Origin of the sequence: Microbacterium sp. C7(2022), from assembly GCF_028823665.1 — a bacterium.
In the GTDB taxonomy this organism is placed as follows: domain Bacteria; phylum Actinomycetota; class Actinomycetes; order Actinomycetales; family Microbacteriaceae; genus Microbacterium.
Genome location: NZ_JAPEHV010000001.1, coordinates 250,657 through 276,726, shown reverse-complemented (window position 1 = coordinate 276,726; position 26,070 = coordinate 250,657). Strand labels below are relative to the sequence as shown.

At 67.8% G+C, this 26,070-nt stretch carries 21 protein-coding genes; 17 read left to right on the top strand and 4 right to left on the bottom strand.

What is annotated here, in order from left to right; all coding sequences use genetic code 11:
* Nucleotides 1-20 precede the first annotated feature (20 nt).
* The 5 genes from ON062_RS01210 to ON062_RS01190 are packed head-to-tail and all read left to right on the top strand — an operon-like array spanning nt 21 to nt 4,761.
* Nucleotides 21-1,037 carry a TIGR03842 family LLM class F420-dependent oxidoreductase gene (locus ON062_RS01210; protein WP_274645463.1) on the top strand — a complete coding sequence of 339 codons (1,017 nt, stop codon included), beginning with the start codon at nt 21-23 and terminating at the stop codon, nt 1,035-1,037.
* Nucleotides 1,034-1,936 (top strand): ABC transporter permease, encoded by a 903-nt coding sequence (locus ON062_RS01205; protein WP_274645304.1) that lies wholly within the window; start codon nt 1,034-1,036, stop codon nt 1,934-1,936. Before ON062_RS01210 ends, ON062_RS01205 begins: the two co-directional genes overlap by 4 nt.
* A complete protein-coding gene (locus ON062_RS01200; protein WP_274645303.1) occupies nt 1,933-2,739 on the top strand; it encodes an ABC transporter ATP-binding protein in 807 nt (268 codons plus the stop codon). Before ON062_RS01205 ends, ON062_RS01200 begins: the two co-directional genes overlap by 4 nt.
* Nucleotides 2,736-3,521, top strand: coding sequence for an ABC transporter permease (locus tag ON062_RS01195; RefSeq protein ID WP_274645302.1), 786 nt, complete (start codon nt 2,736-2,738; stop codon nt 3,519-3,521). The genes ON062_RS01200 and ON062_RS01195 overlap by 4 nt, the downstream gene beginning before the upstream one ends.
* A gap of 58 nt (nt 3,522-3,579) precedes the next feature.
* A complete protein-coding gene (locus ON062_RS01190) occupies nt 3,580-4,761 on the top strand; it encodes an ABC transporter substrate-binding protein (RefSeq protein ID WP_274645301.1) in 1,182 nt (393 codons plus the stop codon).
* A 69-nt stretch (nt 4,762-4,830) separates the two neighbouring features.
* Here the strand turns inward: ON062_RS01190 and ON062_RS01185 are convergent, their stop codons facing one another.
* Nucleotides 4,831-5,298: an Lrp/AsnC family transcriptional regulator gene (locus tag ON062_RS01185; RefSeq protein ID WP_274645300.1), complete on the bottom strand. Its 468-nt coding sequence runs from the start codon at nt 5,296-5,298 to the stop codon at nt 4,831-4,833.
* 118 nt (nt 5,299-5,416) lie between these two features.
* On the opposite strand from ON062_RS01185, the gene ON062_RS01180 reads away from it, so the two are divergent.
* Nucleotides 5,417-6,829, top strand: a complete 1,413-nt coding sequence (locus ON062_RS01180; protein ID WP_274645299.1) for a DUF6421 family protein — start codon at nt 5,417-5,419, stop codon at nt 6,827-6,829.
* A 28-nt stretch (nt 6,830-6,857) separates the two neighbouring features.
* On the opposite strand, the gene ON062_RS01175 is transcribed toward ON062_RS01180, so the two are convergent.
* A complete protein-coding gene (locus ON062_RS01175) occupies nt 6,858-8,240 on the bottom strand; it encodes an MFS transporter (RefSeq protein ID WP_274645462.1) in 1,383 nt (460 codons plus the stop codon).
* A gap of 122 nt (nt 8,241-8,362) precedes the next feature.
* Between ON062_RS01175 and ON062_RS01170 the strand changes: the two genes are divergently transcribed.
* Nucleotides 8,363-9,052, top strand: coding sequence for an SDR family oxidoreductase (locus tag ON062_RS01170; protein WP_274645298.1), 690 nt, complete (start codon nt 8,363-8,365; stop codon nt 9,050-9,052).
* 44 nt (nt 9,053-9,096) lie between these two features.
* On the top strand, nt 9,097-10,164 hold the full coding sequence (locus ON062_RS01165) for a low specificity L-threonine aldolase (RefSeq protein ID WP_274645297.1): 1,068 nt from the start codon (nt 9,097-9,099) through the stop codon (nt 10,162-10,164).
* 22 nt (nt 10,165-10,186) lie between these two features.
* Here ON062_RS01165 and ON062_RS01160 read toward each other — a convergent pair whose 3' ends face one another.
* A complete protein-coding gene (locus tag ON062_RS01160; protein WP_274645296.1) occupies nt 10,187-11,623 on the bottom strand; it encodes a DivIVA domain-containing protein in 1,437 nt (478 codons plus the stop codon).
* A gap of 86 nt (nt 11,624-11,709) precedes the next feature.
* A complete protein-coding gene (locus ON062_RS01155) occupies nt 11,710-12,306 on the bottom strand; it encodes an NUDIX hydrolase family protein (protein WP_274645295.1) in 597 nt (198 codons plus the stop codon).
* Between the two features lie 106 nt (nt 12,307-12,412).
* Here ON062_RS01155 and ON062_RS01150 point away from each other — a divergent pair, with 106 nt between their 5' ends.
* The 9 genes from ON062_RS01150 (at nt 12,413) to ON062_RS01110 (ending at nt 26,070) form a co-directional block, all read left to right on the top strand.
* Nucleotides 12,413-13,039, top strand: coding sequence for a hypothetical protein (locus ON062_RS01150; RefSeq protein WP_274645294.1), 627 nt, complete (start codon nt 12,413-12,415; stop codon nt 13,037-13,039).
* 48 nt (nt 13,040-13,087) lie between these two features.
* Nucleotides 13,088-13,774, top strand: coding sequence for an alpha/beta hydrolase (locus ON062_RS01145; RefSeq protein ID WP_274645293.1), 687 nt, complete (start codon nt 13,088-13,090; stop codon nt 13,772-13,774).
* A gap of 165 nt (nt 13,775-13,939) precedes the next feature.
* Nucleotides 13,940-15,562, top strand: coding sequence for an ABC-F family ATP-binding cassette domain-containing protein (locus ON062_RS01140; RefSeq protein ID WP_274645292.1), 1,623 nt, complete (start codon nt 13,940-13,942; stop codon nt 15,560-15,562).
* A gap of 21 nt (nt 15,563-15,583) precedes the next feature.
* Complete coding sequence (locus ON062_RS01135) at nt 15,584-20,314, top strand: DEAD/DEAH box helicase (protein ID WP_274645291.1); 4,731 nt, start codon at nt 15,584-15,586, stop codon at nt 20,312-20,314.
* A 29-nt stretch (nt 20,315-20,343) separates the two neighbouring features.
* Nucleotides 20,344-21,147 (top strand): DNA-formamidopyrimidine glycosylase family protein, encoded by an 804-nt coding sequence (locus tag ON062_RS01130; RefSeq protein ID WP_274645290.1) that lies wholly within the window; start codon nt 20,344-20,346, stop codon nt 21,145-21,147.
* A 665-nt stretch (nt 21,148-21,812) separates the two neighbouring features.
* Complete coding sequence (locus ON062_RS01125) at nt 21,813-22,985, top strand: ABC transporter ATP-binding protein (RefSeq protein ID WP_274645289.1); 1,173 nt, start codon at nt 21,813-21,815, stop codon at nt 22,983-22,985.
* Between the two features lie 64 nt (nt 22,986-23,049).
* Nucleotides 23,050-24,237 carry an extracellular solute-binding protein gene (locus tag ON062_RS01120; protein ID WP_274645288.1) on the top strand — a complete coding sequence of 396 codons (1,188 nt, stop codon included), beginning with the start codon at nt 23,050-23,052 and terminating at the stop codon, nt 24,235-24,237.
* The gene (locus ON062_RS01115; RefSeq protein ID WP_274645287.1) at nt 24,230-25,165 is read left to right on the top strand and encodes an ABC transporter permease; all 936 of its coding nucleotides are present in this window, start codon (nt 24,230-24,232) and stop codon (nt 25,163-25,165) included. The genes ON062_RS01120 and ON062_RS01115 overlap by 8 nt, the downstream gene beginning before the upstream one ends.
* Nucleotides 25,162-26,070, top strand: a complete 909-nt coding sequence (locus ON062_RS01110) for an ABC transporter permease (RefSeq protein ID WP_308209611.1) — start codon at nt 25,162-25,164, stop codon at nt 26,068-26,070. The genes ON062_RS01115 and ON062_RS01110 overlap by 4 nt, the downstream gene beginning before the upstream one ends.

Below are 26,070 nucleotides of genomic sequence, written 5' to 3'. Positions count from 1 at the left end.
CGGCCGGTATGAACAAGCCCATGGACTTCGGTGTCGTCCTGCAGACCAATCCGCCCGCCGCGCGCACCGTGCAGCTGGCCCAGCTGGCAGAAGCACACGGCTTCAGTCACGTGTGGACGTTCGACTCGCACCTGCTGTGGCAAGAGCCGTACGTCATTCACTCGGCCATCCTGAACGCAACCAAGCGCATCGTCGTCGGGCCCTTCGTGACGAATCCCGCGACCCGCGATTGGACGGTCACTGCGTCGGTGTTCGCGACGCTCAACGAGATGTACGGCAATCGCACGATCTGCGGCATCGGCCGCGGCGACTCGGCCGTGCGCGTCACCAACGGCAAGCCGGTGACGATGGCCGAGCTGCGGGAGTCGATCCACGTTATCCGCGAGCTCGGCAACTCTCGCCCTGTCGAATACAAGGGAGCGACGCTGCAGTTCCCGTGGAGTCGCGGCTCCGAGCTCGACGTGTGGGTCGCCGCGTACGGTCCGATGGCGCTGAAGCTCACCGGCGAAGTCGGTGACGGCTTCATCCTCCAGCTCGCCGACGTCGACATCGCCGCGTGGATGATCAAGACGGTTCGGGATGCCGCAGCGGCGGCCGGCCGTGACCCGGACGAGATCGCGTTTTGCGTCGCAGCGCCCATGTACATCGGCGATGACATCGAGCACATGCGCGAGCAGTGCCGGTGGTTCGGCGGAATGGTGGGCAACCACGTCGCCGACATCGTCGCCAAGTACGGCACCCACGGTGACGTGCCGCAAGCTCTGACCGACTACATCTCTGGGCGCACCGGGTACGACTACAACAGTCACGGTCGGGCCGAGAACGACCACGTCGACTTCGTTCCCGACGAGATCGTCGACCGCTTCTGCATCCTCGGGACGGCGGAAGAGCACATCGCCAAACTCGAGCAGCTGCGCGAGCTCGGCGTGACGCAGTTCGCCGGTTACCTCCAGCACGACAACAAAGAGGAAACCATGCGGGTGTACGGCGAGAAGGTCATCCCCGCACTCTCGCAGCATGTCACGGCCAAGGCATGACAGCCCGCTCACGAAGGGCTTCGGCATGGGCGTGGGGCGCGCTGGGCGTCGTCACGGTCATCGTGCTGTGGGAGCTATACAAGTTCCTGGGGCCCGACGACGGGGTCGTGATCGGCGGCTCGGCCGACGATCCGCAGTCGGGTCTGCGCATCCTCCCCCGCACTCACGACCGCGCCATGCCGCACGTATGGACGATGTGGGGGCGGCTGTTCGAGCCCACCGGCGGTACCGACACCCCGCCGCTGTGGCTCGCGGTCTCCGAAGCCGCACTCCTCACCCTGGGGATCGCAGCGGTGGGGTGGCTCATCGGCGTGGCCGTGGGTTTCGCGCTCGCCCTCGTGATGCAGCGCTTCCGCCTCGCGGAGTGGGGACTGCTCCCCTGGATCGTCGTCTCGCAGACGGTGCCACTCATCGCCTTCGCCCCCGTCGTCGCCAGCATCGGCACCCAGATCGATCGGGGTGGCTTCCCGTGGCCGCAATGGCTGTCGGTTGCCGTCATCGCCTCGTATCTGGCGTTCTTCCCCGTCGCGATCGGGGCCCTGCGCGGACTGTCTTCGCCCGAAGCGATCCACGTCGATCTGATGCGCAGCTACGACGCGGGATATCGAGCGACGCTTAGATCGCTGCGGCTCCCGGCATCCGTCCCCTACCTCTTGCCGGCGCTGCGGTTGGCCGCAGCGAACGCGGTGGTGGGCGTGGTCGTCGCAGAAGTCTCGATCGGCATGCGCGGAGGCCTCGGGCGCATGCTGATTCAGTTCGCCGGTCAAGCATCGTCTGACCCCGCGATTCCGTGGGCCCCCATCTTCGGCGCGGTCCTTCTCGGGCTGATCGCCGCTGGCTCCGTCGCGTTGCTCGGCGCGAGCCTCACCCCGTACCGCAGAGGAGAAGCGACCGCATGAACGACTCCCCCCTGACCGCGCTGGCCGTGCGCGCCGTCGGCGTCGAAAAGCAGTTCGCCACCAAGGGCGGGACGGTGAACGCGCTCGCAGGTGTCGACCTCGAGGTGGTCGCGGGCGAGTTCGTCTCGCTCATCGGGCCGTCGGGATGCGGCAAGTCCACGCTCATGCGGTTGATTGCCGATCTCGATCAGCCGACCGGCGGCGAGATCGAAGTGTTCGGCAAGACGGCCGCGCGCGCCCGACAAGACCAGGACTACGGCATCGCGTTCCAGCAGGCGGGGCTCTTGCCCTGGCGCACGGTTGAGGCGAACATCGCGCTTCCTCTCGAATTGCACGGCATCGCGAAGAAAGAGCGCGCCGCGCGCGTGGCCGAGCTCGCGGCGATGGTCGGCCTGTCGGATTTCACGTCGCACTACCCGGATCAGCTCTCGGGCGGAATGCAGCAGCGCGTCGCCATTGCGCGCGCGCTTGCCGAAGACGCCAAGCTCCTGCTGATGGACGAGCCGTTCGGCGCGCTCGACGAGATGACACGCGAGCGCATGCAGACCGAGCTTGCGCGCATCGCGTCGGAGACCGGCGCGGCCGTGGTGTTCGTCACGCACTCCATTCCCGAAGCGGTATTCCTCTCGGAGCGCGTCGTGGTGATGTCGGCACGGCCCGGGCGCATCTCTCAGATCGTCGATGTGCCCCTCGGCGATGCCCGCACCGAGCAGCTGCGCGAAGCCCCCGAGTTCTTCGACCGCGTCACCGCGGTGCGCGAGGCGCTTCACGGCGCACCCGTCGAACGGGCGAACGAACGATGAGCAGCGCGACGGTGCCGTTGCGCACACGCGACCAGGCGATGCGGATCATCGCTCCCATCGCCGTAGGCGTGATCGTCCTTGTGACATGGCAGCTGCTCGTCGACGTCGCCCACGTGACACCTCGCATGTTGCCCAGCCCGACGGCGATCGTCGAGGCGCTCACCACACACACCGCGATCATCGTCGAAGACGCCTGGATCACCGGTGGCAACGCGTTCGTCGGACTGGTGTGCGGCAGCATCCTCGCCATCATCGCCGCGGGAATCGCGGCATGGGCTCGACCGATCGACCTCATGGCGGCCCCGGTCGTCGCGGCGATCGCCGTCGTCCCGATCGTCGCCCTCACACCCTTGTTCAACACGATGTTCGGCGCGTCGAGCCAGTTCGGTCGTCAGGCGATCGCCGGAATCGCGGCCTTCGTGCCGGTCTACCTCAACATGCTGCGCGGGCTGCGACAGGCCCGCCCGGTGCAGCGGGACCTGTTCCGCGCGTACGCCGCCGGTGGCGGGCAAACTTTTCGCAAGCTGACGCTGCCGACGGCGCTGCCGTATCTAGCCGTCGGCGTGCGCATCGCCAGTTCGCTCGCCGTGATCTCGGCGCTCGTCGCCGAGTACTTCGGCGGCCCCGCCGACGGCATCGGGACGGCGATCGCCACCATGGCCAAGAGCGGCAACGCCGCACTCGCGTGGGCCTATGTCTTCGCCGGCATCGTGATCGGCCTCATCTTCTTCCTCGCCAGCTCGCTGTTCGAGCGCCTGACGGCCAGGAGGATGCCGGGCTAGCCCGGAAGCAGGAGAGCAGTACCCCTTGCACCACCACACCATCTGGAAGGGAAACACTATGCGACACAGCACTCGACGCGGCCTTCTGCTTGCGTCCGCGGCCACCGCCGCCGTCCTCACCCTCGCAGGCTGCAGCGGGTCGTCCTCTGAACCCGCACCCGACACCGACTCGGACGACTTCGAGCCACTGACCGAGATCTCGCTGCAACTGCAGTGGCTGCCGCAGGCCCAGTTCGCCGGCTACTACGCGGCGCAGGAGCTCGGCTACTTCGAGGAAGAGGGGTTCGACTCAGTCGAGATCCTCCCCTCCGGCGGCGACATCGTGCCCCAGGACGCCCTCATCTCAGGCGACGTCGACTTCGCCGTCGCGTGGGTACCGAAAGTGCTCGGCACGATCGAAGCAACCGGGGTCGAGCTCACCAACATCGCCCAGATCTTCGAGCGTTCGGGCACGTTGCAGGTCGCGTGGGCCGACTCGGGCATCACCTCGGTCGCCGATTTCGAGGGCAAGCGCATCGGTTCGTGGGGCTTCGGCAACGAGTGGGAGATCTTCGCGGCGATGGCCGACGAAGGGCTCGACTCGACGAGCGTCTCGATCACGACGCAGGACTTCTCCATGAACGCGTTGCTGGACGGGGATGTGGATGCCGCGCAGGCCATGACCTACAACGAGCTTGCCCAGGTACTCGAAACGGTGAACCCCGACACCGGCGAGCTGTACACGATGGACGACCTGTCGATCGTGTCCTACCAGGACACCGTCGGCGCGATGCTGCAGGACGCGATCTGGGCCGACACCGAACGGCTGGCGAGCGACCCGGCGTACGCGGACGCGGCCGAACGCTTCCTCAAGGCTGTCGTGAAGGGCTGGGTGTACGCCCGCGACAACGCCGAAGATGCGGCAGCCCTGGTGTGGGATGTCGCCTCGAACGCCGAAGCCGCGTTCCCGGTCGGGCCCACGCACCAGCTGTGGCAGACCAATGAGACGAACAAACTCATCTGGCCGTCCACCGCTGGGATCGGCATCATCGACGCCGCAGCCTGGGACCAGACCGTCGCCGGTGCTCTCGCTGCGACCAACCAGGACGGGCTCAACCTGATCACGGCAGAGCCTCCGGCATCCGCCTACGACAACACGTACATCGAGGCGGCGCTCGAGGCGCTCGAGGCCGAAGGGATCGACGTCACCGGCGCCGACTTCACCCCGCTCGAGGTCACCCTCACCGAGGGCGGTCAGTAGCCGCACCCCTTCACGTGGGCCGGGTCGCCTTCGGGCCGCCCGGCCCACGTGCGTGTGCGGCGCGGGAAGTCAGGTCAGTAGCGGCCGTCCTTCATAGAACGTCTGCAGCACCACCGTCGTGCGGGTGTTGACCGATGCCGCAAGGCGGATGTCTCGAATCAGCGTCTCGAGGTCGCGCGGCGTCGCGACCCGCACGAACAGCATGTAGCTTGCTTGCCCCGCGATCGAGTGGCAGGCCTCGATCTCGCTGAGGTGCGCCAACAACTCCGGCGCATTGTCGGGTTGGGCGGGATCGAGGGGAGTGATCTCGACGAACGCGGCCAGGGGTTTGCCGACCGCCTCGGGATCGACCACGGCACGGTACCCGGCGATGACGCCGCGGGCTTCGAGTTTGCGCAGCCGCGCCTGCACGGCCGATACCGACAGGCCCACCGCGACAGAGAGTTCCGCGAGGGTCGCACGGGCATTCCCCGACACTTCCCGCACGATGTGGGCGTCGGTGGCGTCATCGAGGCGGGCGGAATCTTTCGTGGGCATGACCCCACTCTAAGCCTCGCGACCCATCTCAGACAGGAAGCTTTCCTGTGCAAGACACACCTAAGCGGAAGATCTCTAGCATGAGCAGGAATCATCCCTATGCGCACCGGAGGTCTGCATGTCCCTGCTCATGCCGCAGAAGCCTGACACCGCACCGGCCATCGACGTCTCCACGATCGAGCACAGTGCGCCCTGGCACGCATTGAAGGCAGCTGCCACCGCGCTCCAGGAGCTTCAGACCAAGGACGGTTCCGTCCCTGACGCTGCCCACCACGGCGCCGCGCGCGCACACGTGAAGACCATCACGGCCGCCATCGCCGACCTCGCGCCGGCGTTCCCCCACGATGCCGCATACCTCGCGGCATCCATCACCGATTTCGACCGCTGGGCTCGCGAGGGGTTCGGCGTCCCCGACTTCCTCGACTCCCTGGTGTTGTTCCAGCCGCAGCAGCACCGCACAGACGGCATCCGCCATTTGGTGGTCTTCCCGATGTACACGCAGAACGGGTCGCAGAACCGATTCGTCGAGGCGCTGCTGGTCGAGGTGATCTGGCCCGAGTTCATCGCCCACCTCGAGTCCGAGTACACCAACCGCCTCTTTGTGTCGTTGCGTCTGCTCGACTTCACGCCCGGGTACGACACGAATTCGGCCGTACTCTTCCCCGAGACGGTCGCGATGCGCGAAATCCCGACGTTCACGTGGGGTGCGATTTTCCAGGACCGCGAAGCGGCACGGTACCGGCGTGTGGTGCGTGCGGCTTCGGAGATCACCAAGCTCGACCTGCCCGATGCCGCAGCGCGCCTGCTCGAAGACCAGTCGCTCGCTGAGAAAACGTTCGTGATGTGGGATCTCATCCACGATCGCACGCACATGCGCGGCGACCTGCCGTTCGACCCGTTCATGATCAAGCAGCGCATGCCGTTCTTCCTCTACTCCCTCGAAGAGCTGCGGTGCGACCTCACGGCATTCCGCGAGTGCGTGGCCATTCACAAGCGCCTGCAGGAGCGAGCGGATGCCGCAGGCGACCTCACCGCGGCCGAAGCCGAAATGCTCGAGCACGCGGCGTTGGTGCAGTACGCCGTGATCTTCGACCGCATCTTCCGCTTCGCGATCACCGGCACCCGCGTCCGCAACTACGACGCGGTCGGCGGGCAGCTGCTTTTCGCGTGGCTGCACCAGCGCGGCGTGCTGCATTGGACCGACACCGCTCTCGCGTTCGATTGGGCGGAGGTTCCCGCCGCCGTGGTCGCCCTCAGCGATGCGATCGACGAGCTGTACTGGCGCTCGATCGACCGCCCCAAGATGGCGCACTGGCTGGCCGCCTACGCCTTGGTCAGCGGTGTGCTGACGCCGCACCCGGCGTCAGTGTGGGCGCGGGGCCTCAGCGATGACGTGCTCGCGGGTCCTCCGAAGGGCTACACGGATCAGGTGCTCGATGACGAGTTCCCTCTGTCGATGTTCTTCGAAGCGCTGGAGAAGAAGATGCGCCCGGTGATCGAGTCGACCACCGGCATCCGCGGCACCGACTGACACCTGCGTGTCCGCAAGAAAAACGTCGTCACCCAGCGGAGCGCTCGGGCGCCACGGGAGCGTCCGATACCCCGGGCTTCATGGGGGCGTCGGGCGCTTCAGCGACCGGCACCGACTCGGTTTGACCGGCAAACTCGGCCGACAGGGTTCGGTACGCCTTCGTGGTGAATGCCAACAGCGACAGGGCGATCATGATCAGCCCGGCGAACAGGAACACCAGCGCGATCCCTCGCGCGTTGCCCTCGCCCAGCAACCAGGCCCAGTTCTGGGAGCCCTCATCGCTGTCCATGTAGGGGATGATCCAGAATTGCGCGATCGGCGCGATGAGAAACGCGGTCACCGGCGCAGCCGACGCTTCGAACGCCTGCGCGAAACCGAACACGCGCCCCTGGGTGCGGAACGGGACGACCTTCTGGATCACCGTCTGCTCAGAGGCTTCGATCACGGGGATCAGGCACATGTACAGCCAGATGCCCAGGGCGTACAGCCACCACCACTCGCGGATCGTAAACAGGGCGCCCAGGGCACCCATCGCCACCGCGAACAGCAGCATGGTGCGGATGGGGTTGCGCCCGAGACCGAACTTGGCGATCAATCCCCCGCCGATGATGAAGCCCGTCGCTGTGACGCCGAGCACGATGCCCCACACCTCGACCGGGAAGAGTTCGAGCCCGTACGGGTCCATGAGCGCCATGTAGACGCCGCCGATGAGGTTGTTGAGCGTCGAGAAGAGGATCAGCGCGAACAGGCCCGATACGGCCGCCACAGCACGCACGCTGCCGCGCAGGTCGACCAGCGGCCGCTTCTCGCCGGTGCTCTCGGGCACCTCTTCGGGGATGCGCAAGAACAGCAGGTGGATCAGCGCCGCCGCCGTGAGCACGAGGGCGATCACGAGGGTCCAGCCCATGCCGAGCAGGCCGATCGCCAGCCCGCTGAAGACACTCGTCACCATGAATGCGACACCCTGGACCGTGCCGACGAGTCCATTCGCGTTGGCGTGGCGCTCGGTGGGGACGAGCAATGTCACCGTGGTCGACAGCGCGATGTTGCGCAGGTTCTCGACCACGGCACCGGCGAGGATGATGCCCGAGAAGACCCAGAACCACACGCCGCCGAGGTCAGCGACGGTGCTCTCGCCGAGCGCGACCCACAGTGCACCGCTGATAAGGAAGGCCACCAGCGTCACGAAGGCCGACAGCACCATGACGCGGTGCTTTCGGTGGCGATCGACGACCGTTCCGAACAGCATCCCGAATGCGGCGATCAGCAGCATGTAGACGCCGCCGATGATGCCGGTCGCCAGAACGGAGCGAGTCTCGAGGTAGGCCCAGAACGTCAGCGCAAACCACAAGAAGCTCGTCGTGATGTTGGCCACCGCCGTGTTCACCAGCACCTGCATGAAGATGCGCATGCCGCCGGGCGGCGGCGCGGGATCCGCCGGCCCGGATTCGGGCGACGGAGCAGCGTCGTCGGTCATGTGTCGACGGTAGACCCGACCACCGACATACGGAAGTCAAGTGGGAGGATGATCCGGTGAACGAATCGATCGATGGACCGTCGGGAGTGCTGAGCGGACGCACGATTCTTCTCGCCGGTGGCACGAGCGCGGCCGGCCTCGCCGTCACCGAGGCCGCGCGTAGGGCCGGCGCCACCGTCGTCGTGGTGGGCCGTGATGCCGAGAAACTCACCGACGTCGTCGCACGTACCGGGGCCGAGACGGCGCGCTGCGATCTCACGGACGAGAGCGCCGTCGCCGAACTCGCAGACGACGTGCACCGACGGTTCGGCCCCATCGACGGCATCCTGTACCTCGTCGGCGGATGGCGCGGGGGCGGCGGACTGGCCGGTCAGAGCGATGAGGACTACCGCTTCCTCGAGCAGTCCGTCACAGCCCTCCGGCATGTCACGCGGGCATTCGACCAGGATCTTCGATCATCGGATGCCGCGCGCCTGGCCATCGTCTCGTCCACCGCTGTCGCACGCCCCCTTGCCGGCGGCGCCAACTATGCGGCGGTGAAAGCGGCAAGCGAGGCGTGGACGCGCGCTGTCGCCCAGGGCTTCGCGAAGGACGCGCGCGAACGCGAAGCGCCGCTGCGCGCGGCATCCGTCATCTTCCGAGTGAAGGCTCTCGCAGGCCTCGAGAACACGCTGGCCGCTGCCTTCGTCGACCTGTGGGCCACGGACGCGGCCGACCTGAACGACAGCGTGATCGACGTGGCCTGACCCCGCTCCCCTGTACCTGACAATTCCCGTGAGATTGGACCCTCGTGACCACCATTCATGACGCCGCCGTGCGCGGCTTCGCCAGCGACAACTACTCCGGCGTGCACCCCGAGGTGCTCGACGCGATCGCGAGCGCCAACGGCGGCCACCAGATCGCCTACGGCGAGGACGCGTACACCGCCCGCCTTCAAGAGGTGTTCACGCAGCACTTCGGCGAGGGCGTCGAGGCGTTTCCGGTCTTCAACGGCACCGGGGCGAACGTCACCGGGCTTCAGTCGATGCTGCCGCGCTGGGGCGCCGTGGTCGCGGCATCCACTGCTCACATCAATGTCGACGAGGGCGGTGCACCCGAGCGCGTGGCGGGCATCAAGATCCTGAATGTGCCGACCCCCGACGGCAAGCTCACTCCCGAGCTCATCGACCGCGAGGCATGGGGCTGGGGTGACGAACACCGCGCGCAGCCGCTGGTGGTCTCGATCACCCAGTCGACTGAACTCGGCACGCTGTACACACCCGAAGAGATTCGCGCGATCGCCGACCACATCCATCCGTTGGGCATGCGCCTGCACATGGACGGCGCTCGCATCTCGAACGCGGCCGCGTCGCTCGGCCTGCCGTTGCGCGCCTTCACGCGTGACGCCGGTGTCGACGTGCTGAGCTTCGGCGGCACCAAGAACGGCGCGATGCTCGGCGAAGCCGTCGTCGTGCTCGATCCCGCCGCGTCTGAGGGGCTGCTGTTCCTGCGCAAGCTGAACATGCAGCTCAGCTCGAAGATGCGCTTCGTGTCGGCACAGCTCATCGCGCTTCTCGAGGGAGATCTGTGGCTGCGGAACGCGACCCACTCCAACGCCATGGCGCAGCGCCTGCGCGCAGGTGTCGAGGCAGGGCTCGCCGACGGCCGCATCACGGGCGTCGCCTTCACCCAGCCCACGCAGGCCAACGGGGTCTTCGCGACGCTCCCCGATGGGGTCGCTGACGCACTGCGCGAAAAGTTCCGCTTTTACGACTGGGATGCCGCGCAGAACGAAGTCCGCTGGATGTGCTCGTTCGACACCACCGAAGAGGACATCGATGCGTTCGTCGCCGAGATCGGGCGCCTCACCAGCGCCTGATCCCGGCCCGGCCGATCGGGTCTCAGGACCGGTCGGCCGATTCGAGCTCGCTGTCTGATTCGAGCTCGCTGTCTGATTCAAGTTGCTCGGGTGCTTCGAGTTCCTCGGCAGCCTCGGGCGTTTCGGCGGACGCGAACTCCTCGGCGTACTCGGCGTCGAGGTCAGCGGCCGCACCGCTCTCCGCACGAGCCGCGCTGAGCGACTGCTCGGGGCGGATGAGCTCCTTGACCTCCGACATGAAGCTGGTCAACTGGTGCTGCTGCCAACGCAGCTGCCGCGTCCGGTCTTCGGCATCCCGAAGCACCGACTGCGAGTGCCCGGTGACCGTGTCGATGATCTTCTCGGCCTTGGCGCGGGCACGCTCGAGGATCTCACCGGCGCGCACATGTGCGTCGGCTTCGATCTGCTGAGCCTGGGCACGCATGAGCCGGTCGAAGTCCTCGGCTTTCGCCGACACGCGCTGTGCGTGCTCGAGCGATGCAGCAACCTGCTGGTTCGCGTCCTGCGTGATGCGCTCGGCGTGGGCGACGGCCTGGTTGTGCAGGGTGAGGAACTCCTGCTGCGCGTCGTCCTGCCGGCGCGTCAGCGACTCTTCGAATTCGAGAGCGCGCACGCGCAGCTCGCGCACGGTGTCCTCTGCCTCCGCGCGTGCTTGCTCGGTCTCGCGCGCAACGAGTGACCGCAGTGCCGCGGCACCCTTCTCGGATTCGGTGCGGATGGCCGAGGCCTCGCGGTCGGCCTGCGCAACCTTCTCGGCGGCGTGAGCCGCTTCGCGCTCGAGCTGGGCGGTGTGCGCGGTCAGCTCGGTGTCGATGCGCAGACGTACCTGCTGGGCGTCGTGCTCGGCGCGGGAAGTGATCGCGTCGGCTTCGGCGAGCGCCTCCGCGCGCTGATGCGCGATCTCTTCGCGCGCGGCCTCGAGGAGGCGGTCAGCCTGAACGGTGGCGTTGCGGATGATCGTGCCCGCCTGGTCTTCGGCCACGCGCAAGATGTCTTCGAACTGCGCCTTGCCGGCCGATTCCTCGGACGACTCGACAAGTTCATCCGAGAGCGCCTGGATCTTCTGCTCGGCGTCGGCCATCTTCGCCGCGTTCGCCGTCAGCTCATCCTCGAGCTCGCGCGCGCGTCGCTCGGCCTCGGCGATCTTCTGGTCTGCATCGGCGGCGCTTTGGCGGACGGTGGCGAGCTCGTCCTCGTACCAGGCGATCGCGTCGTTCTGACGCGTCTGCGCGTCGCGCTCTTCGCGCACGGCCTGGTCGCGCAGGGACGCGACCTTGTCGCCTTCGGCGCGCACCTGTGCGGTCAGCCGGGCGATTGCGGCATCCACTTCTTCCTTGTCGTATCCACGGAAGGCGGTGGTGAACTCAGTACTGGTTTCGGCTTCGGTCGAACGGTCGAGAAGCTGGTCGAACGGCGATGTGCCGTCCGCGTCGGGGCGCTGTTGCCACGAGTCAGTCATGGGGGGATCTCCGTCGGGTCGGGTACTGGCACTCTACCTTCGGAAACCTCCCGGATTGCCGGGAGAACGCCGCACGCGAAACGTGCTCAGCGCAAGGCGCCGACGCTCGCAAGCGCCGTGCGGATGAGCGTGCCGCGCCCACCTTCCATTTCGGCGGCGAGGGCGTCGGTCGCCGCTTCGGCCGGCGTCATCCAGGTCACCTCCAACGCGTCCTGGCGCGGTTCGCACGTCCCGCTGACGGGCACGACGAATGCGAGCGAGACAGCGTGCTGGCGGTCGTCGTGGAAGGCACTCACTCCGGGGAGCGGGAAGTACTCGGCAACCGTGAAGGGTACTGGCTGCGCGGGCAGGAGCGGGAACGCCATCGGGCCGAGGTCGTTCTCGAGGTGGCGGAAGAGCGCGTCGCGCACCGTCTCCCCGTAGCGCACCCGCCCCGACACAATCGTGCGCTTGATCTCGCCGACGGGCGTCGCGCGCAACAGAATGCCGACTTCGGTCACCTGCCCCATGCCGTCCACACGGACCGGCACGCCCTCGACGTAGAGCATCGGTAGCCGGCGACGAGCTTCGGCGAGTTCAACATCGCTCAGCCACCCGGGGTTCGCTCCTCCGGCGGGCGCGGACTGCGCGTCGCCGAAAGGCTCGTCACCGGACGGATCGGGGTCGGGAGTGCGCACAGACATGCCTCCTGTATACCCCCTCTCCTGACCGGTCGCCGTGTCTGCGCGGGAGTGGGCGAAAACGGTCCCGCGTATGAGTACTCTCATCTCAGTAGAGAGAGGCCCCGCCATGACCGAGTCCGAACCGGCGCAGAGTCGCATCAGTTTCATTCAAGACGTTGTCGCCGTGTTCGTCCTGTCGATCACCGCCGTCCTCACCGCGTGGTGCGGATTCGAAGCCTCGAAGTGGGGCGGTGAGATGTCGATCGCGTTCAGCCAGGCATCCTCCGCACGCATCCAGTCGGCCAATGCCGCCGGCGAGGCGCGCGCCGCTGAGCAATTCGACCTCACGATCTACGGGCAGTGGGTGGTCGCCGTCGCCGACGAGCGCGAGCAGTTGGCGCAGTACATCGAAGACCGCTTCACCCCGCACTTCGCCATCGCGTTCGATGAGTGGCGCGCAGACGGCATGGCCGAGAACGGCCCCTTCGCGCTGGAGTCGTACGTTCCCCCCGGGCAGGTCGAGTCTGAAGAGCTCGCAGCCAAGGCCGACGCCAAGTTCGAAGAGGCGCTCGAGAACAACCAGCGCGGCGACAACTATTCACTCCTGACGGTGCTGTTCGCCCTGGTGTTGTTCCTCACCGCCATGTCGCAGCGCGATGTGCGCACGTGGATCGGTCGCACGTTGCTCGGCCTCGCCGTTGTCGTCGACATCGTGGGTATCGCGATCCTGCTGACGTTCCCCATCAAGATCTGACGCCGCTCGGGCCTGGGCTGTGTCCCCGGCCGATGGCAGGATGAGGGGATGCCGGAACCCCTCATCCTCGATGCCGATGCCGTGCTGTGGTCCGACGGGGCTCTTCCCCTCGCCGATCGTGATCTGCTGGTGCTGTTGCACGGGTATGGCTCAGACGAACACGACCTCTTCGGGTTGCGCGCGTATCTTTCCCCCGACCTTGTGGTGGCCTCGCTGGCAGCGCCGCTGACCCCACCGTGGCCCGCTCCGGGGCGATCGTGGTACCCGATCGAAGGACTCAATTCTCGGGATGCCGCGGCCACCACGGCGGCGGGGGAAGCCGTCCTCGCCTGGCTCGACGAGCACGCCGCCGGTGCGGCGTCCGTGGGTCTTCTCGGCTTTTCTCAAGGGGGCGCCGTGTCGCTGCAGACGCTGCGTCTCGCGCCCGAGCGCATCGACTACGTGGTGAACCTCAGCGGGTACGCCACACCTGGCGCGCTGCCGAGGGACGCGGAACTAGCCGAACGGCGACCCCCGGTGTTCTGGGGGCGCGGAACCCACGACGACGTCATCCCCGAACCGCTCGTGCTTCACACGACGCAGTGGCTGCCCGATGTTGTCGAACTGAGCGGGCGTGTGTACCCGGGGCTCAGCCACAGCGTGTCGGAGCAAGAACTCTCGGACGTGCGCACCTTCATCGACAAGCAGGTGGCGGCGTTGCGATCCTCGGATGACACGCCCAGCGATAAGGGATAGCCTGTCAACGCATTTGTCCCCTCTGTGAGGAACTCCCGTGAAGCTGATCGTCGCGACCGCGCTGTAATCGCGCTGTTCCGTCGATCTGCTCTGCGCCCCCTCCCCCACGGTTGAGGGTGGGTGCACAGCCTTCGGTGTCAGCGCCTGTCTGACCTGGAGGCACTCATGCCCGCACACACGCACTCTTCACTCGGGGCGCATACCCCCGCTCTCACTCTCGATCGCGTCAGCTTCTCGTGGCCCGACGGCTCACCCGCCATCAGCGGCATTACTGGCGCCTTTTCCCGTGGCCGCACCGGCCTGATCGGTCGCAACGGCTCGGGCAAGTCCACGTTGCTGCGACTCATGGCCGGCGAGCTCGCTCCCGACTCGGGACACATCACTCGCACTGCGGATGCCGCGTACCTGCCACAACGCCTGACGCTCGACGTCGCGCGACCGGTCGCAGACCTACTCGGCATCGGCGACACGCTACGTGCGCTGCGCGCTATCGAAGGCGGCGACGCTGACCCGCGGAACTTCGATGCCGTCGGCGAAGACTGGGACGTCGAGGCTCGCGCGCATGCCGCGCTCGCCGAAGCGGGCCTTCAGCCCGCGATGCTCGACCGCACGGTGGGCGAGATCTCGGGCGGCGAAGCCGTGTTAACGGCCATTGCCGGTCTCCGTCTGCGCCGAGCACCTCTCACCCTGTTGGACGAACCCACCAACAACCTCGACCGTGATGCACGCCGACGCTTGGCCGATATGGTGCAGACCTGGCGCGGCGCGCTCGTCGTCGTGAGCCACGACACCGCCCTGCTCGAGCTGATGGACGAGACCGCTGAGCTGTACGGCGGAACACTGTCGGTCTATGGCGGGCCATACTCGCAGTGGCGCGCCCACCTGGACGCCGAGCAAGACGCCGCCCGCCGCGCAGAACGCGCGGCGGCGCAGGCGGTCAAGCGCGAAAAGCGCGACCGCATCGAGGCCGAGACGACCATCGCCCGCCGCGCCGCGATGGGGCGCAAGGCGCAACTCGAGAAGCGCGTCCCGCCCATCGTGGCGGGCGGCCTGAAGCGCGCAGCGCAGGTGTCGGCGGGAAGGCTCCGCACCGAGAAAGCCGACCGTGAGGCCTCGGCTCGCCAGGTGTTGGATGCCGCCGAGCGGCGGGTCCGCGACGACGACCACATCCGCATCGATCTTCCCGATCCGCTCGTCGCGCCCGGGCGCCGGATCGCGACGATCGGCGACGGGGAGAGGTCGTGGATCGTGCAAGGCCCTGAGCGGGTGGCGCTGACCGGGAGCAATGGTGTCGGCAAGACGACGCTACTCGAGCGGCTGGTGAGTGCCGGCAGGAGCGCCGACGGACTTACCGCGGAGGCTCACACCGATCGCATCGGCTACTTGCCACAGCGCGTCGATGGGCTCGATGAGAACGCCTCGGTGCTCGAGAACGTGCAGCGCGCGGCGCCTCATGTCACAACGGCCGAAGTGCGTAACAGGCTGGCGAGGTTCCTGATCCGCGGGGCGATGGTGGACCTGCCGGTCGCAGCGCTGTCGGGGGGCGAACGCTTTCGTGTCGCACTGGCCCGCTTGCTGCTCACCGATCCACCCCCGCAGCTGCTGGTCCTCGACGAGCCGACGAACAACCTCGACCTCGATACGACGGACCAACTCGTCGACGCACTCACCGCCTACCGCGGCGCCGTGCTGATCGTGAGCCACGATGACAGCTTTCTCGAGCGCCTCGGCATCGACCTCACCCTCGAACTCAGCTCAACGCCTGAGGGCGCGAGGCTCAATGTCTGAGGGGGCGAGCAAGATAGGGGGGTGGGCGATGTGCTGACGAAGTTCTCCCCTGCCACGCAGGACTGGTTCCGTGGCGCCTTCAGCGAGCCCACCAACGCCCAGATCGGCGCATGGGACGCGATCTCAGCGGGCAAGAACGCCCTCGTGGTCGCCCCGACCGGATCAGGCAAGACCCTGTCGGCGTTCCTGTGGGCGATCGACCGCGTTTTCCGTGAGAAGAAGCCGGTGCCCGAATCGGCCGCACCCTCGGGGCGACGAAAGAAGAAGAGTCCGGATGCCGCACCCGGCACGCGTGTGCTCTACATCTCTCCACTCAAAGCCCTGGGCGTTGACGTCGAACGGAACCTGCGCTCTCCCTTGGTCGGCATCTCGCAGTCCGCCCGCCGGCTCGGGCTCCCCGCACCCGAGGTGACCGTCGGGGTGCGTTCGGGCGACACGCCCTCGAACGAGCGGCGTGCCCTGGCGGCATCCCCTCCCGACATCCTCATCACCACGCCCGAATCGCTCTACCTGATGCTCACCAGCCAGGCGGGCGCGACGCTGCGCGACGTGCACACCGTGATCATCGACGAAGTGCACGCCGTCGCCGCCACCAAGCGCGGCGCCCACCTGGCCGTCAGCCTCGAGCGTCTCGAGACGCTCCGGCGGTCGTTCGCACCCGATGCCGCGCCCGCGCAGCGCATCGGACTCTCGGCGACCGTACGACCGATCGACGAAGTCGCGCGCTTCCTCGGCGGGTCCATGCCCGTCGACATTGTCGCCCCGCGCGCCACCAAGGCGTTCGACATGCGCGTCGTCGTGCCGATCGACGACATGCTCAACCCGCCCCCGGCGCCGAGCGCGTACACGAGCGCGCCGACTCCTCCCCGAGATGCAGAATCGGATGCCACGGCCGAGCCCATCGACGAAGACTGGTTCGCCGACGGCCAGAAGGCTACCGGCATCGGCGAGGGCGAGATGACCGGCTCCGTCTGGCCACACGTTGAAGAAGCCATCGTCGACCGGATCCTGCAGCACCGCTCCACCATCGTCTTCTGCAACTCGCGACGCCTCGCCGAGCGACTCACCGGGCGGCTCAACGAGATCTACTCCGAGCGACTGGGACTGGATCTGCCCGAGCCGAACACACCCGCAGCCATGATGGCGCAGGCCGGCGCGACCGCGGGTGCTGACCCGGTGCTCGCCAAGGCCCACCACGGCTCGGTGTCGAAGGAACAGCGCGCGCTGGTCGAAGAAGAACTGAAGACCGGTTCACTACGATGCGTTGTCGCCACCAGCAGCCTCGAACTCGGCATCGATATGGGAGCGGTCGACCTGGTGATCCAGGTCGAAGCGCCGCCGAGCGCGGCATCCGGCCTGCAACGCATCGGACGCGCCGGGCACCAGGTCGGCGAAGTGAGCCGCGCCGCACTCTTCCCCAAGCACCGCGCCGACATTCTGCATACCGCGATCGTCACCGAACGCATGCTGGCCGGGCAGATCGAGGCGATCGCCGTGCCGCAGAACCCGCTCGACATCCTCGCCCAGCAGACCGTGGCAGCCTGCGCCCTGTCCCCGCTCGACGTTGAGGAATGGTTCGAGACCCTCAAGCGCAGCGCGCCGTTCCGATCCCTGCCGCGCTCGGCATACGAAGCGACGCTCGACTTGCTCGCCGGCCGCTTCCCGTCGGACGAATTCGCCGAGCTGCGGCCGCGCCTGGTGTGGGACCGCGATCACGGGACGCTCACCGGTCGGCCCGGCTCGCAGCGCATCGCGGTCACGAGCGGCGGCACGATTCCCGACCGCGGGCTGTTCGGTGTCTTCATCGCCGGCGAATCGCAGAACGCACGCGTCGGCGAGCTCGACGAAGAAATGGTCTACGAGTCGCGCGTCAACGACGTGTTCACCCTCGGCACGACGAGTTGGCGCATTGTCGAGATCACCCACGATCGCGTGAACGTCACCCCCGCTTTCGGGCAACCCGGCAAAGTGCCGTTCTGGCACGGCGACGGCCTGGGCCGTCCGGCAGAGCTCGGCGAAGCCCTCGGAAAGTTCGCCCGCGAAGTGTCGACAGCTTCACCCGAGAAGGCTGACGAGCGACTGCGCGAGGCCGGCCTCGACGACTACGCCCGGGGCAACCTGCTGACCTATCTCGCCGAACAGCGCGAGGCCACCGGCACCGTCCCGACCGACCGCCAACTCACCGTCGAACGCGGTCGCGACGAGGTCGGCGACTGGCGCATCATCCTTCATTCCCCGTACGGCATGAAAGTCCACGCCCCGTGGGCACTGGCCGTGAACGCGCGCATCCGGGAGCGCCTCGGGGTCGAAGGATCCGCCGTCGCCAGCGACGACGGCATCATCGCGAGGATTCCGGATGCCACGGCAGAACCGCCCGGCGCAGACCTGTTCATCTTCGACGCCGACGAACTCGACCAGATCGTCACCGAAGAAGTGGGCGGCTCGGCACTCTTCGCCTCACGGTTCCGCGAGTGCGCAGCGCGTGCGCTCCTCATGCCGCGCCTGAACCCGGGCAAGCGCAGTCCGCTGTGGCAACAGCGACAGCGTGCCGCACAACTGCTCGAGGTTGCGCGGCGGCATCCGACCTTCCCGATCATCCTCGAGACGCTGCGCGAAGTGCTGCAAGACGTCTACGACGTGCCCGCGCTGCTGCGCATCACGCGGTCGATCGCCGACCGGCGCATCCGGCTGGCCGAGACTTCGCCGTCGCAACCGTCCCCCTACGCGAGGGATCTGCTTTTCGGATATGTCGGCGCGTTCATGTACGAGGGCGACTCGCCGCTGGCCGAACGCCGTGCGGCCGCCCTCGCCGTCGACCCGGCGTTGCTGAGCGAACTGCTCGGCAAAGTCGAAATGCGCGAACTGCTCGATCCCGACGTGATCGCGCAGTTCGAACGCGAAGCGCAGCGGCTCGACCCCGAGCGCCGCGTCAAGGGCGTCGAAGGTGTGGCCGACCTGTTGCGCGTGCTGGGGCCGCTCGACGCGGCCGAAGTAACGGCCCGGCTGATGCCCGTCGACGATCTGATGATCGACCCCGATCCGACGGTCGCGGCATCCCATCTGGACGCCCTGATCGACGCTCGGCGCGCGATCGCCGTGACGGTCGGCGGGGTTGCGCGCGTGGCGGCCATCGAAGACGCCGGACGCTTGCGCGATGCGATCGGAGTAGCGCTGCCCGTCGGCATCCCGAACGCCTTCCTCGAGCCCTTCCCCGACCCCCTCGGCGACCTGATCGCGCGCCACGCGCGAACGCATGGCCCCTTCACGGCGGACGCTGTCGCGGGGCGGTTCGGCATCGGCATCGCCGTCGCACGCCTGACATTGCAGCGGCTGGAATCGCAGGGGCGCGTCGCGAGCGGCTACTTTCTCCCCGCCGGGAGCACCGCCCGCTCGGACGAGCTCGAATGGTGCGATACCGAAGTGCTGCGGCGGCTGCGGATGCGCTCGCTCGCGGCGATCCGCGGCAGCGTCGAGCCCGTTCCGCAAGACGCCTTTGCCCGCTTTCTGCCGGTCTGGCAGCACGTCGGCGGCAGACTCGAGGGCATCGACGGGGTCGTCGCCGTTGTCGATCAACTCGCCGGCGTCCCCATTCCCGCAAGCGCATGGGAATCACTGATTCTGCCCTCGCGGGTGCGCGACTACGCGCCGGGCATGCTCGACGAACTCACCTCGACCGGCGAGGTGGTGTGGTCGGGGCACGGCAGCCTCGCGGGGCGCGACGGGTGGATCGCCCTGCATCCGGCCGACACCGTCGGGTCGTCGCTGGCGCCGCCCGAAGACGACATCGCTCCCGGAAGTCTCGACTCCCAACTACTGGCGGCACTCGAGGGCGGCGGCGCCTTCTTCGCGGCGCAGTTGCGCGGGATGACCGGCGCCGAGAATGAGCAGTCCGTCATCGAGGCGCTCTGGCGCCTCACGTGGGCTGGCCGCGTGAACAACGACACGTTCGCGCCCGTCCGCGCGCTCACCAGCGGCGGCTCGCAGGCCCACCGCGTGGCGCGCAAGACGCCGCGTGCCAGAACGTACCGAGGCGCCGCAGCGCGTACGGTCGCGGCATCCGTCCCCCCACGCCCTCCCTCGATCGGGGGGCGCTGGGCGCTGTTGCCCCCGCCCGAGACCGACCCGACGGTGCGCGCGACCGCGAGCGCTGGCCTGTTGCTGGATCGATACGGCGTCGTCACGCGCGGCTCCGTGCAGTCCGAGGGCGTGCCGGGCGGCTTCGCGCAGACCTACCGGGTGCTCGCCGGGTTCGAAGAAGCTGGCCACTGCCGGCGCGGGTACGTCGTCGAGAAACTCGGCGCAGCCCAGTTCGCCGCGTCGGCGACGGTCGACCGACTGCGCGAGTACGCGACCCTGCCCGACACACCACCGCTACGCGCGGTGACCCTCGCGGCGACCGATCCGGCGAACCCCTACGGCGCGGCGCTTGCTTGGCCCGGCCTGGATGGCGTCGGGCATCGACCGGGGCGGAAAGCCGGCGCCCTGGTGGTGCTCGTCGACGGAGCACTCGTGTTGTACCTCGAACGCGGCGGAAAGTCAGCCCTCGCATTCACCGACAACGACGATGTGCTCGGTGCGGCGGCCGCCGACCTCTCTCGCGCCGCTCGTGAGTACCGACTCGACACCCTCACGATCGAGCAGGTGAACGGTGTGTTCGTGTACACGACGAACGTGGGGCGCGCGCTGCGCGCGGCAGGCTTCGCCGAGTCGCCCAAGGGGCTCACCCTGCGGAAGGCCACGGCGCGTGCCTGAGGGTGACACCGTGCGAGAGGTCACCCCGCGTGCCTGAGGGCGACACCGTCTATCGCACGACGAGACGGCTGAACGCCGTGCTCGCCGGCGCCGTCGTCACCGGCTTCGATTTGCGGGTGCCGCAGGCTGCCACGGTCGATCTCAGCGGGCTCACCGTGACCGAAGTCGTGCCGCGGGGAAAACATATCTTGCACCGCATCGGGGATTACACCCTGCACTCCCACCTCAAGATGGAAGGCAGGTGGGACGTCTACCGTCCCGGAGATCGGTGGCGGCGCCCGGCGTACACCGCACGCGCCGTGATCGCGGCGACAGCCCCGGACGGCACTAGCTGGCAAACCGTGGGATTCGACCTGGCCGACATCGCCGTGGTTCCCACGCCCGACGAGGATTCCCTCGTCGGGCACCTCGGCCCCGATCCGTTATCGGTGACGTGGGACGCGGCCCAGGCGGCGCGGAACCTCGCGGGCGATGAGCGCGCGATCCACGTCGCTCTGCAAGACCAGCGGTCGGTCGCGGGATTCGGCAACGAGTACGCCAACGAGATCCTGTTCGTGCGCGGCATCCACCCCGAGACTCCCGCGAACGCCACCGACACCGCAGCGGTTGTCGACCTAGGTGCCCGCATGATCCGCGCGAACCGTGACCGCCGGGATCGCACCTTCACGGGCGACGCACGCCCGGGGCGCACGACCTGGGTGTACCGGCGCGAAGGCAAGGCCTGTCGCCGGTGCGGAACGCTCATCCGCCGCGGCGACCTCGGGGCCGACCCCACGCGCGAGCGCATCGTGTTTTGGTGCCCGTCGTGCCAGCCCGCGCCGACCGGCCCGTAGCCCTCACCCGCCCCGCCCCGCCCCCCGCGCCCGCGTGACCCCGCGCTCGCCACCACCCCCGCGCCCGCCCCGCCCCGCCCCGTAGCCCGCGCCGCCGCCCACCCACGCGCCGCCCACCCGCTCATATGTCACGACACGCCGGGCCACTCGCGCAACCACCACAAAGTGCGCCACACGAAGCCGGACCGCCCGCGGCGCGAGCCCCCGCGCCCGCGACCGCCGGTCCGCGCACGCCCGCGCCCGCGCGCGACGCCCGCCCCCCGCGCCCGCCCCCGCTCATATGTCACGACACGCCGGGCCCCACGCCCCACCACCGCAAATCGCGTCATACGAAGCCCGCGCCGCCGGCACCACGCCGCCGGCACCACCCCGCCGGCACCGCCGCGGCAGCACCGCCCCCGGCGCGCAGGCGCCCACTGACAGACAGTCTGTCGCCCCGGGCCGCCGAGCGCGCACCCGCAACCGGCAGCCCTTCGGCGAAACCCGCGTTTTCCAGATCGTTACATAACCCCGGACGAAATGTCGGGCAAGGTTATCGAGAGGGCGCTAATCGTCCGGTTCGGTGTTTGACACATTGCACACCCACGCCGAGCGATATGTAATTCTCGAAACGATCTCACCGGTGGCGCGACGGCGCGCTGCCCCGACCAGGAGGACTCCACCAGGTGACCACGGTGACGGATGCGGACCCGACCGCAACGACGAATCCCGCCTCAGGCGATGGCCGCGGCGGCGTCCACATCGACGGGGTGACCAAGCGCTACGGCGACCAGACCGCTGTCGACAACCTGTCGCTGCAGATCGAGCCCGGCGAGTTCATCTCCTTCCTCGGCCCCTCCGGCTGTGGCAAGACGACGACGTTGCGCATGATCGCCGGCTTCGAGAGCCCCGATTCGGGAGATATCCGCATCTCGGGCACGTCGGTGCTGAACGTCCCGCCTTACCGACGCGACGTCAACACGGTGTTCCAGGCGTACGCCCTGTTCCCCCACCTGTCGGTCGCCGAGAACGTTGCCTATGGCCTTCAGCAGCGCCGCACCCCCAAGGCGGAAGTGCGTGAGCGCGTCAGCCAGGCCCTCGACATGGTGCAGATGCGCCGCTTCGGCGACCGCAAGCCCACGCAGCTTTCGGGCGGCCAGCAGCAGCGCGTGGCGCTTGCCCGCGCGCTCGTCAACCGCCCTGCCGTCCTGCTTCTCGACGAGCCGCTCGGCGCTCTCGACCGCCAACTGCGTGAAGAGATGCAGATGGAGCTGAAGCTCCTCCAGTCGCGCCTGGGCATCACCTTCGTCTTCGTCACCCACGACCAGGGCGAAGCGCTGTCGATGAGCGACCGGATCGCCATCATGCGCGCCGGCCGCATCGAGCAGCTCGCCGACGCCGACACGGTGTACGCGCGTCCCGCGTCGGCGTACGTCGCGGCGTTCGTCGGCCAGCAGAACTTCTTCCGCGGCGACGTCGCCGAGAACGGCGCTGCCGTCACGTCCGCGCATGCGTTGGTTCGCGGAACGAGCACGGCGCTCGCTGGCGCATCCGCGGGTGAAGCCGCCGTGCGTCCGGAGTTCATCACGATTGCTCAGGATGCCGGTACCGGCACCACGGACGACGCGAACATCGCGCGCGGAACCCTGATCGGATTGTCGCACCTCGGCGACACGATGCAGTACCTCGTGAAGCTCGGCGACGATCAGAGCCTCGTCGTGCGCCGCCCCACGCCCGATGCGCCCGCCCTCCGCGTGGGCGACGCCGTGACGTGCACATGGTCGGCCGACCGCGTGCTGCTCTTCCCCGCCGACGACGCGGCCGCCGAGGGCGGATACGTCGCCCCACCCACAGCCTGACCTCCACCTCGATCACCCACCCGCACCACTGCCGCCGGCGCCTCACCCGAACCAGGAGCATCCGATGACCGAATCCCGCAACCCGCTGCGCATCATCGCCCCGCAGGAAGCTGTTCCCACCATCGCCCGCGAGCTGTCGCGTCGCCGCTTCCTGAGCGTTGCGGCGATCACCGGGGGCGCGGCGGTGCTCGCCGCATGCGCGCCGGGCGGCTCGAGCAGCAGCCCCGAGACCCAGGCGACCGGTGGTGCACTCGAGTCGAGCCTGTCGATCTACACGTGGGGTGACTACGACTCGCCCGACGTCGTTTCGGCGTTCACTGCGGACCTCGGGCCGAAGGTCACGCTCGACTCGTACTCGTCGAACGAAGAGCTCATCGCAAAGCTCATCGCCGCCAAGGGCACGTCGGGCTACGACATCGTGGTGCCCACCGGAGTCTTCATCCCGCAGATGATCGAGAACGGTCTGCTGATGAAGTTCAACAAGGACCTGCTCCCCAACATGGCGAACATGGCGCCGGCCTACCTTGGCCGCGCATGGGATCCCACCAACGATTACTCCGTGTGCAAGGCGTGGGGCACCACCGGCTTCGTATACGACAAGACCGTCATCACGCGCGAACTCACCACGTGGGGCGACTTCTTCGACGCTGCGCAGAACGAGGCGAGCGGCAGGACCGCCATGTCGGATGACCCGGCGGGCATCGTCGGCTCGTACTTCTGGGCCAACGATCTGGACTGGAACACCGAAGACCCCGAGCAGCTCGAAGCCTGCCGCGACTACATGGTGAACACCATCGCGCCCCACATCTCGGCGTTCGACTCGTACCCCGGTACCAACGCCATCCCGCAGGGCACGCAGGTGCTGATGCAGGCGTGGAACGGCGACGCGCGCCTGGGACTCATGGAGTCCAGCGACCCCGACCGCTGGCAGTGGGTCCTCCCCGGCCCCGTCACCGAACTGTGGATGGACAACTGGGCCATCGCCGCCGGCGCACCCAACCCCGAGGCCGCCCATGCGTTCATCAACTTCTCGATGAGCCCTGAGAGCCTCTTCCTCAACCTCGACTACATCGGCTACAACGTCGGCGGCAAGGACATGGAGCAGGAGGCCATCGACGCCGGCCTCGCCCTGCCCGAGCTGATCTTCTTCACCGACGAGCAGCTCGAGAACATGCACGAGCAGGTCCTCAACGACTCGCAGACCGTGCGCGTGGAGATCTGGAACGAGATGAAGGCCGCCGCGGGTGCGTAAGACCCCCGGGTCACTCCTCGCGATACCCGCGTGGATCTGGCTCGCCATTTTCTTCGTGGCCCCGGTCGCGATGGTCGTGTGGTTCAGCTTCGGCTACAAACCGGGCATCTTCGGCACCCACGCGAACGACATCCTGTCGTTCGACCGGTACGTCGAGGCGCTGTCACCGACGTTCTTCACCACCTTCCTCAATACCCTGTGGGTGGGGCTGCTGGGCACCGCGCTGTGCTTCCTGATCGGCGCACCGGTGGCGTACTGGATGGCCTTCAAGGTCAAGCCGTCTCGCCGCGGCATCCTGATCGCCCTCGTGCTCGTGCCTTTCTGGACGAACTTCCTGGTGCGCACGATCGGGTGGCAGGTCATCCTCGCTCCCGAGGGCTGGATGTCGACGCTGCTGCAGTCGATTGGGGTGCTGAACGGGCCGCTCGATATCTTGTACACCCGCACCGCGGTGGTCATCGGTGTCGTGTACAACTACCTGCCGCTGATGATCCTGCCGTTGTTCGTCGCATTCGATCGCGTGGGGCCCGCGCTGCGGGAGGCGTCGAAGGATCTCGGCGCCGGCAAGATCAGCACCTTCGCCCGCGTCACTTTGCCGCTGGCACAGCCCGGCATCATCGCCGGCGTTCTGCTGGTGTTCATCCCTCTCATGGGTGACTACATCACCGCTACCGTTCTCGGTGGCGCGCGCGGCAACATGGTTGGCCAGTTGGTCGCCAGCCAGTTCCAGACCGCCCAGAACTGGGCGCTGGGTTCGGCGATGGCCGTGCTCCTCATGCTCGTGATCACACTCACAATCGCCGCGGTGGCCGGTCTGATCTGGCTGGTGACGCTTCCGAGCCGCTCACACAACTCGCTGGTTCTCGGGCCCGAGAAGTCCGATGAAGCGGATGCCACGCCCGCCGACCGCACGGAGGTCCTGACGTGAGCCAGCAAACGATGACAGAAACGATGCTGCGCGCCCAGGCTGCGCCCGGCGTGCGCGGACCACGACCGAAGAAGTCCTGGTCGGACATCGCTTTCAACGTGTGGGGCGTGCTGGTCATGCTCTTCCTCTTCGCGCCGATCATCGTGATCGTCATCTACTCGTTCAACAGCGGGCGCCTTCTGGTGTCGTGGGACGGGTTCGGCTTCGACGCCTTTATGACGATCCTGGTGAAGCCCGCGATCCAGAGGGCGGTCATCGTGTCGCTGCAGACGGCGCTCTTCGCGGCGATCATCGCGACGGCACTCGGCACCCTCGCCGGTATCGCGATGGCACGACACCCCGGCAAGTGGACCTGGTGGTTCCTGGGCCTGCTCCTGCTGGTCTCGGTGACGCCTGAGATCGTGGATGCCGTTGCCCTCCTCCCCTGGTTCGTGTGGCTCGGTCAAGACATGGGCATCTTGATGTTCAACGACGGCATCGTGCGTCTGTCGGTCGGCTCGTCGCTGTTCGCCACCGCCGTGGTGTCGTACATCGTGCGCGCGCGCTTGATCGGTCAGGACGCGAACCTCGAAGAAGCGTCGAGCGACCTGTATGCCAGCCCGTTCACCACCTTCCGTCGCGTGACGTTGGCACTGGCGATGCCGGCGGTGCTCGCAGGCTTCCTGTTGGCATTCACGCTGAGCCTCGACAACACGATCGTGGCAGCCTTCGTGCAGGTCTCCGGTTCCACACCGTGGCCGGTGTACGTGCTGAGCGCCGTGCGCTCGGGCTTGCGCCCCGAAATCGCCGCGGTGTCGACGATCATGTTGCTCCTGACCCTGGTGGCTCTGGCACTGGTCGCGCTCGTCCTGAAGCGCGCGGGTGACTCCGCCACCGAGATCGCCCGCACGATGACGGGCGGCTGA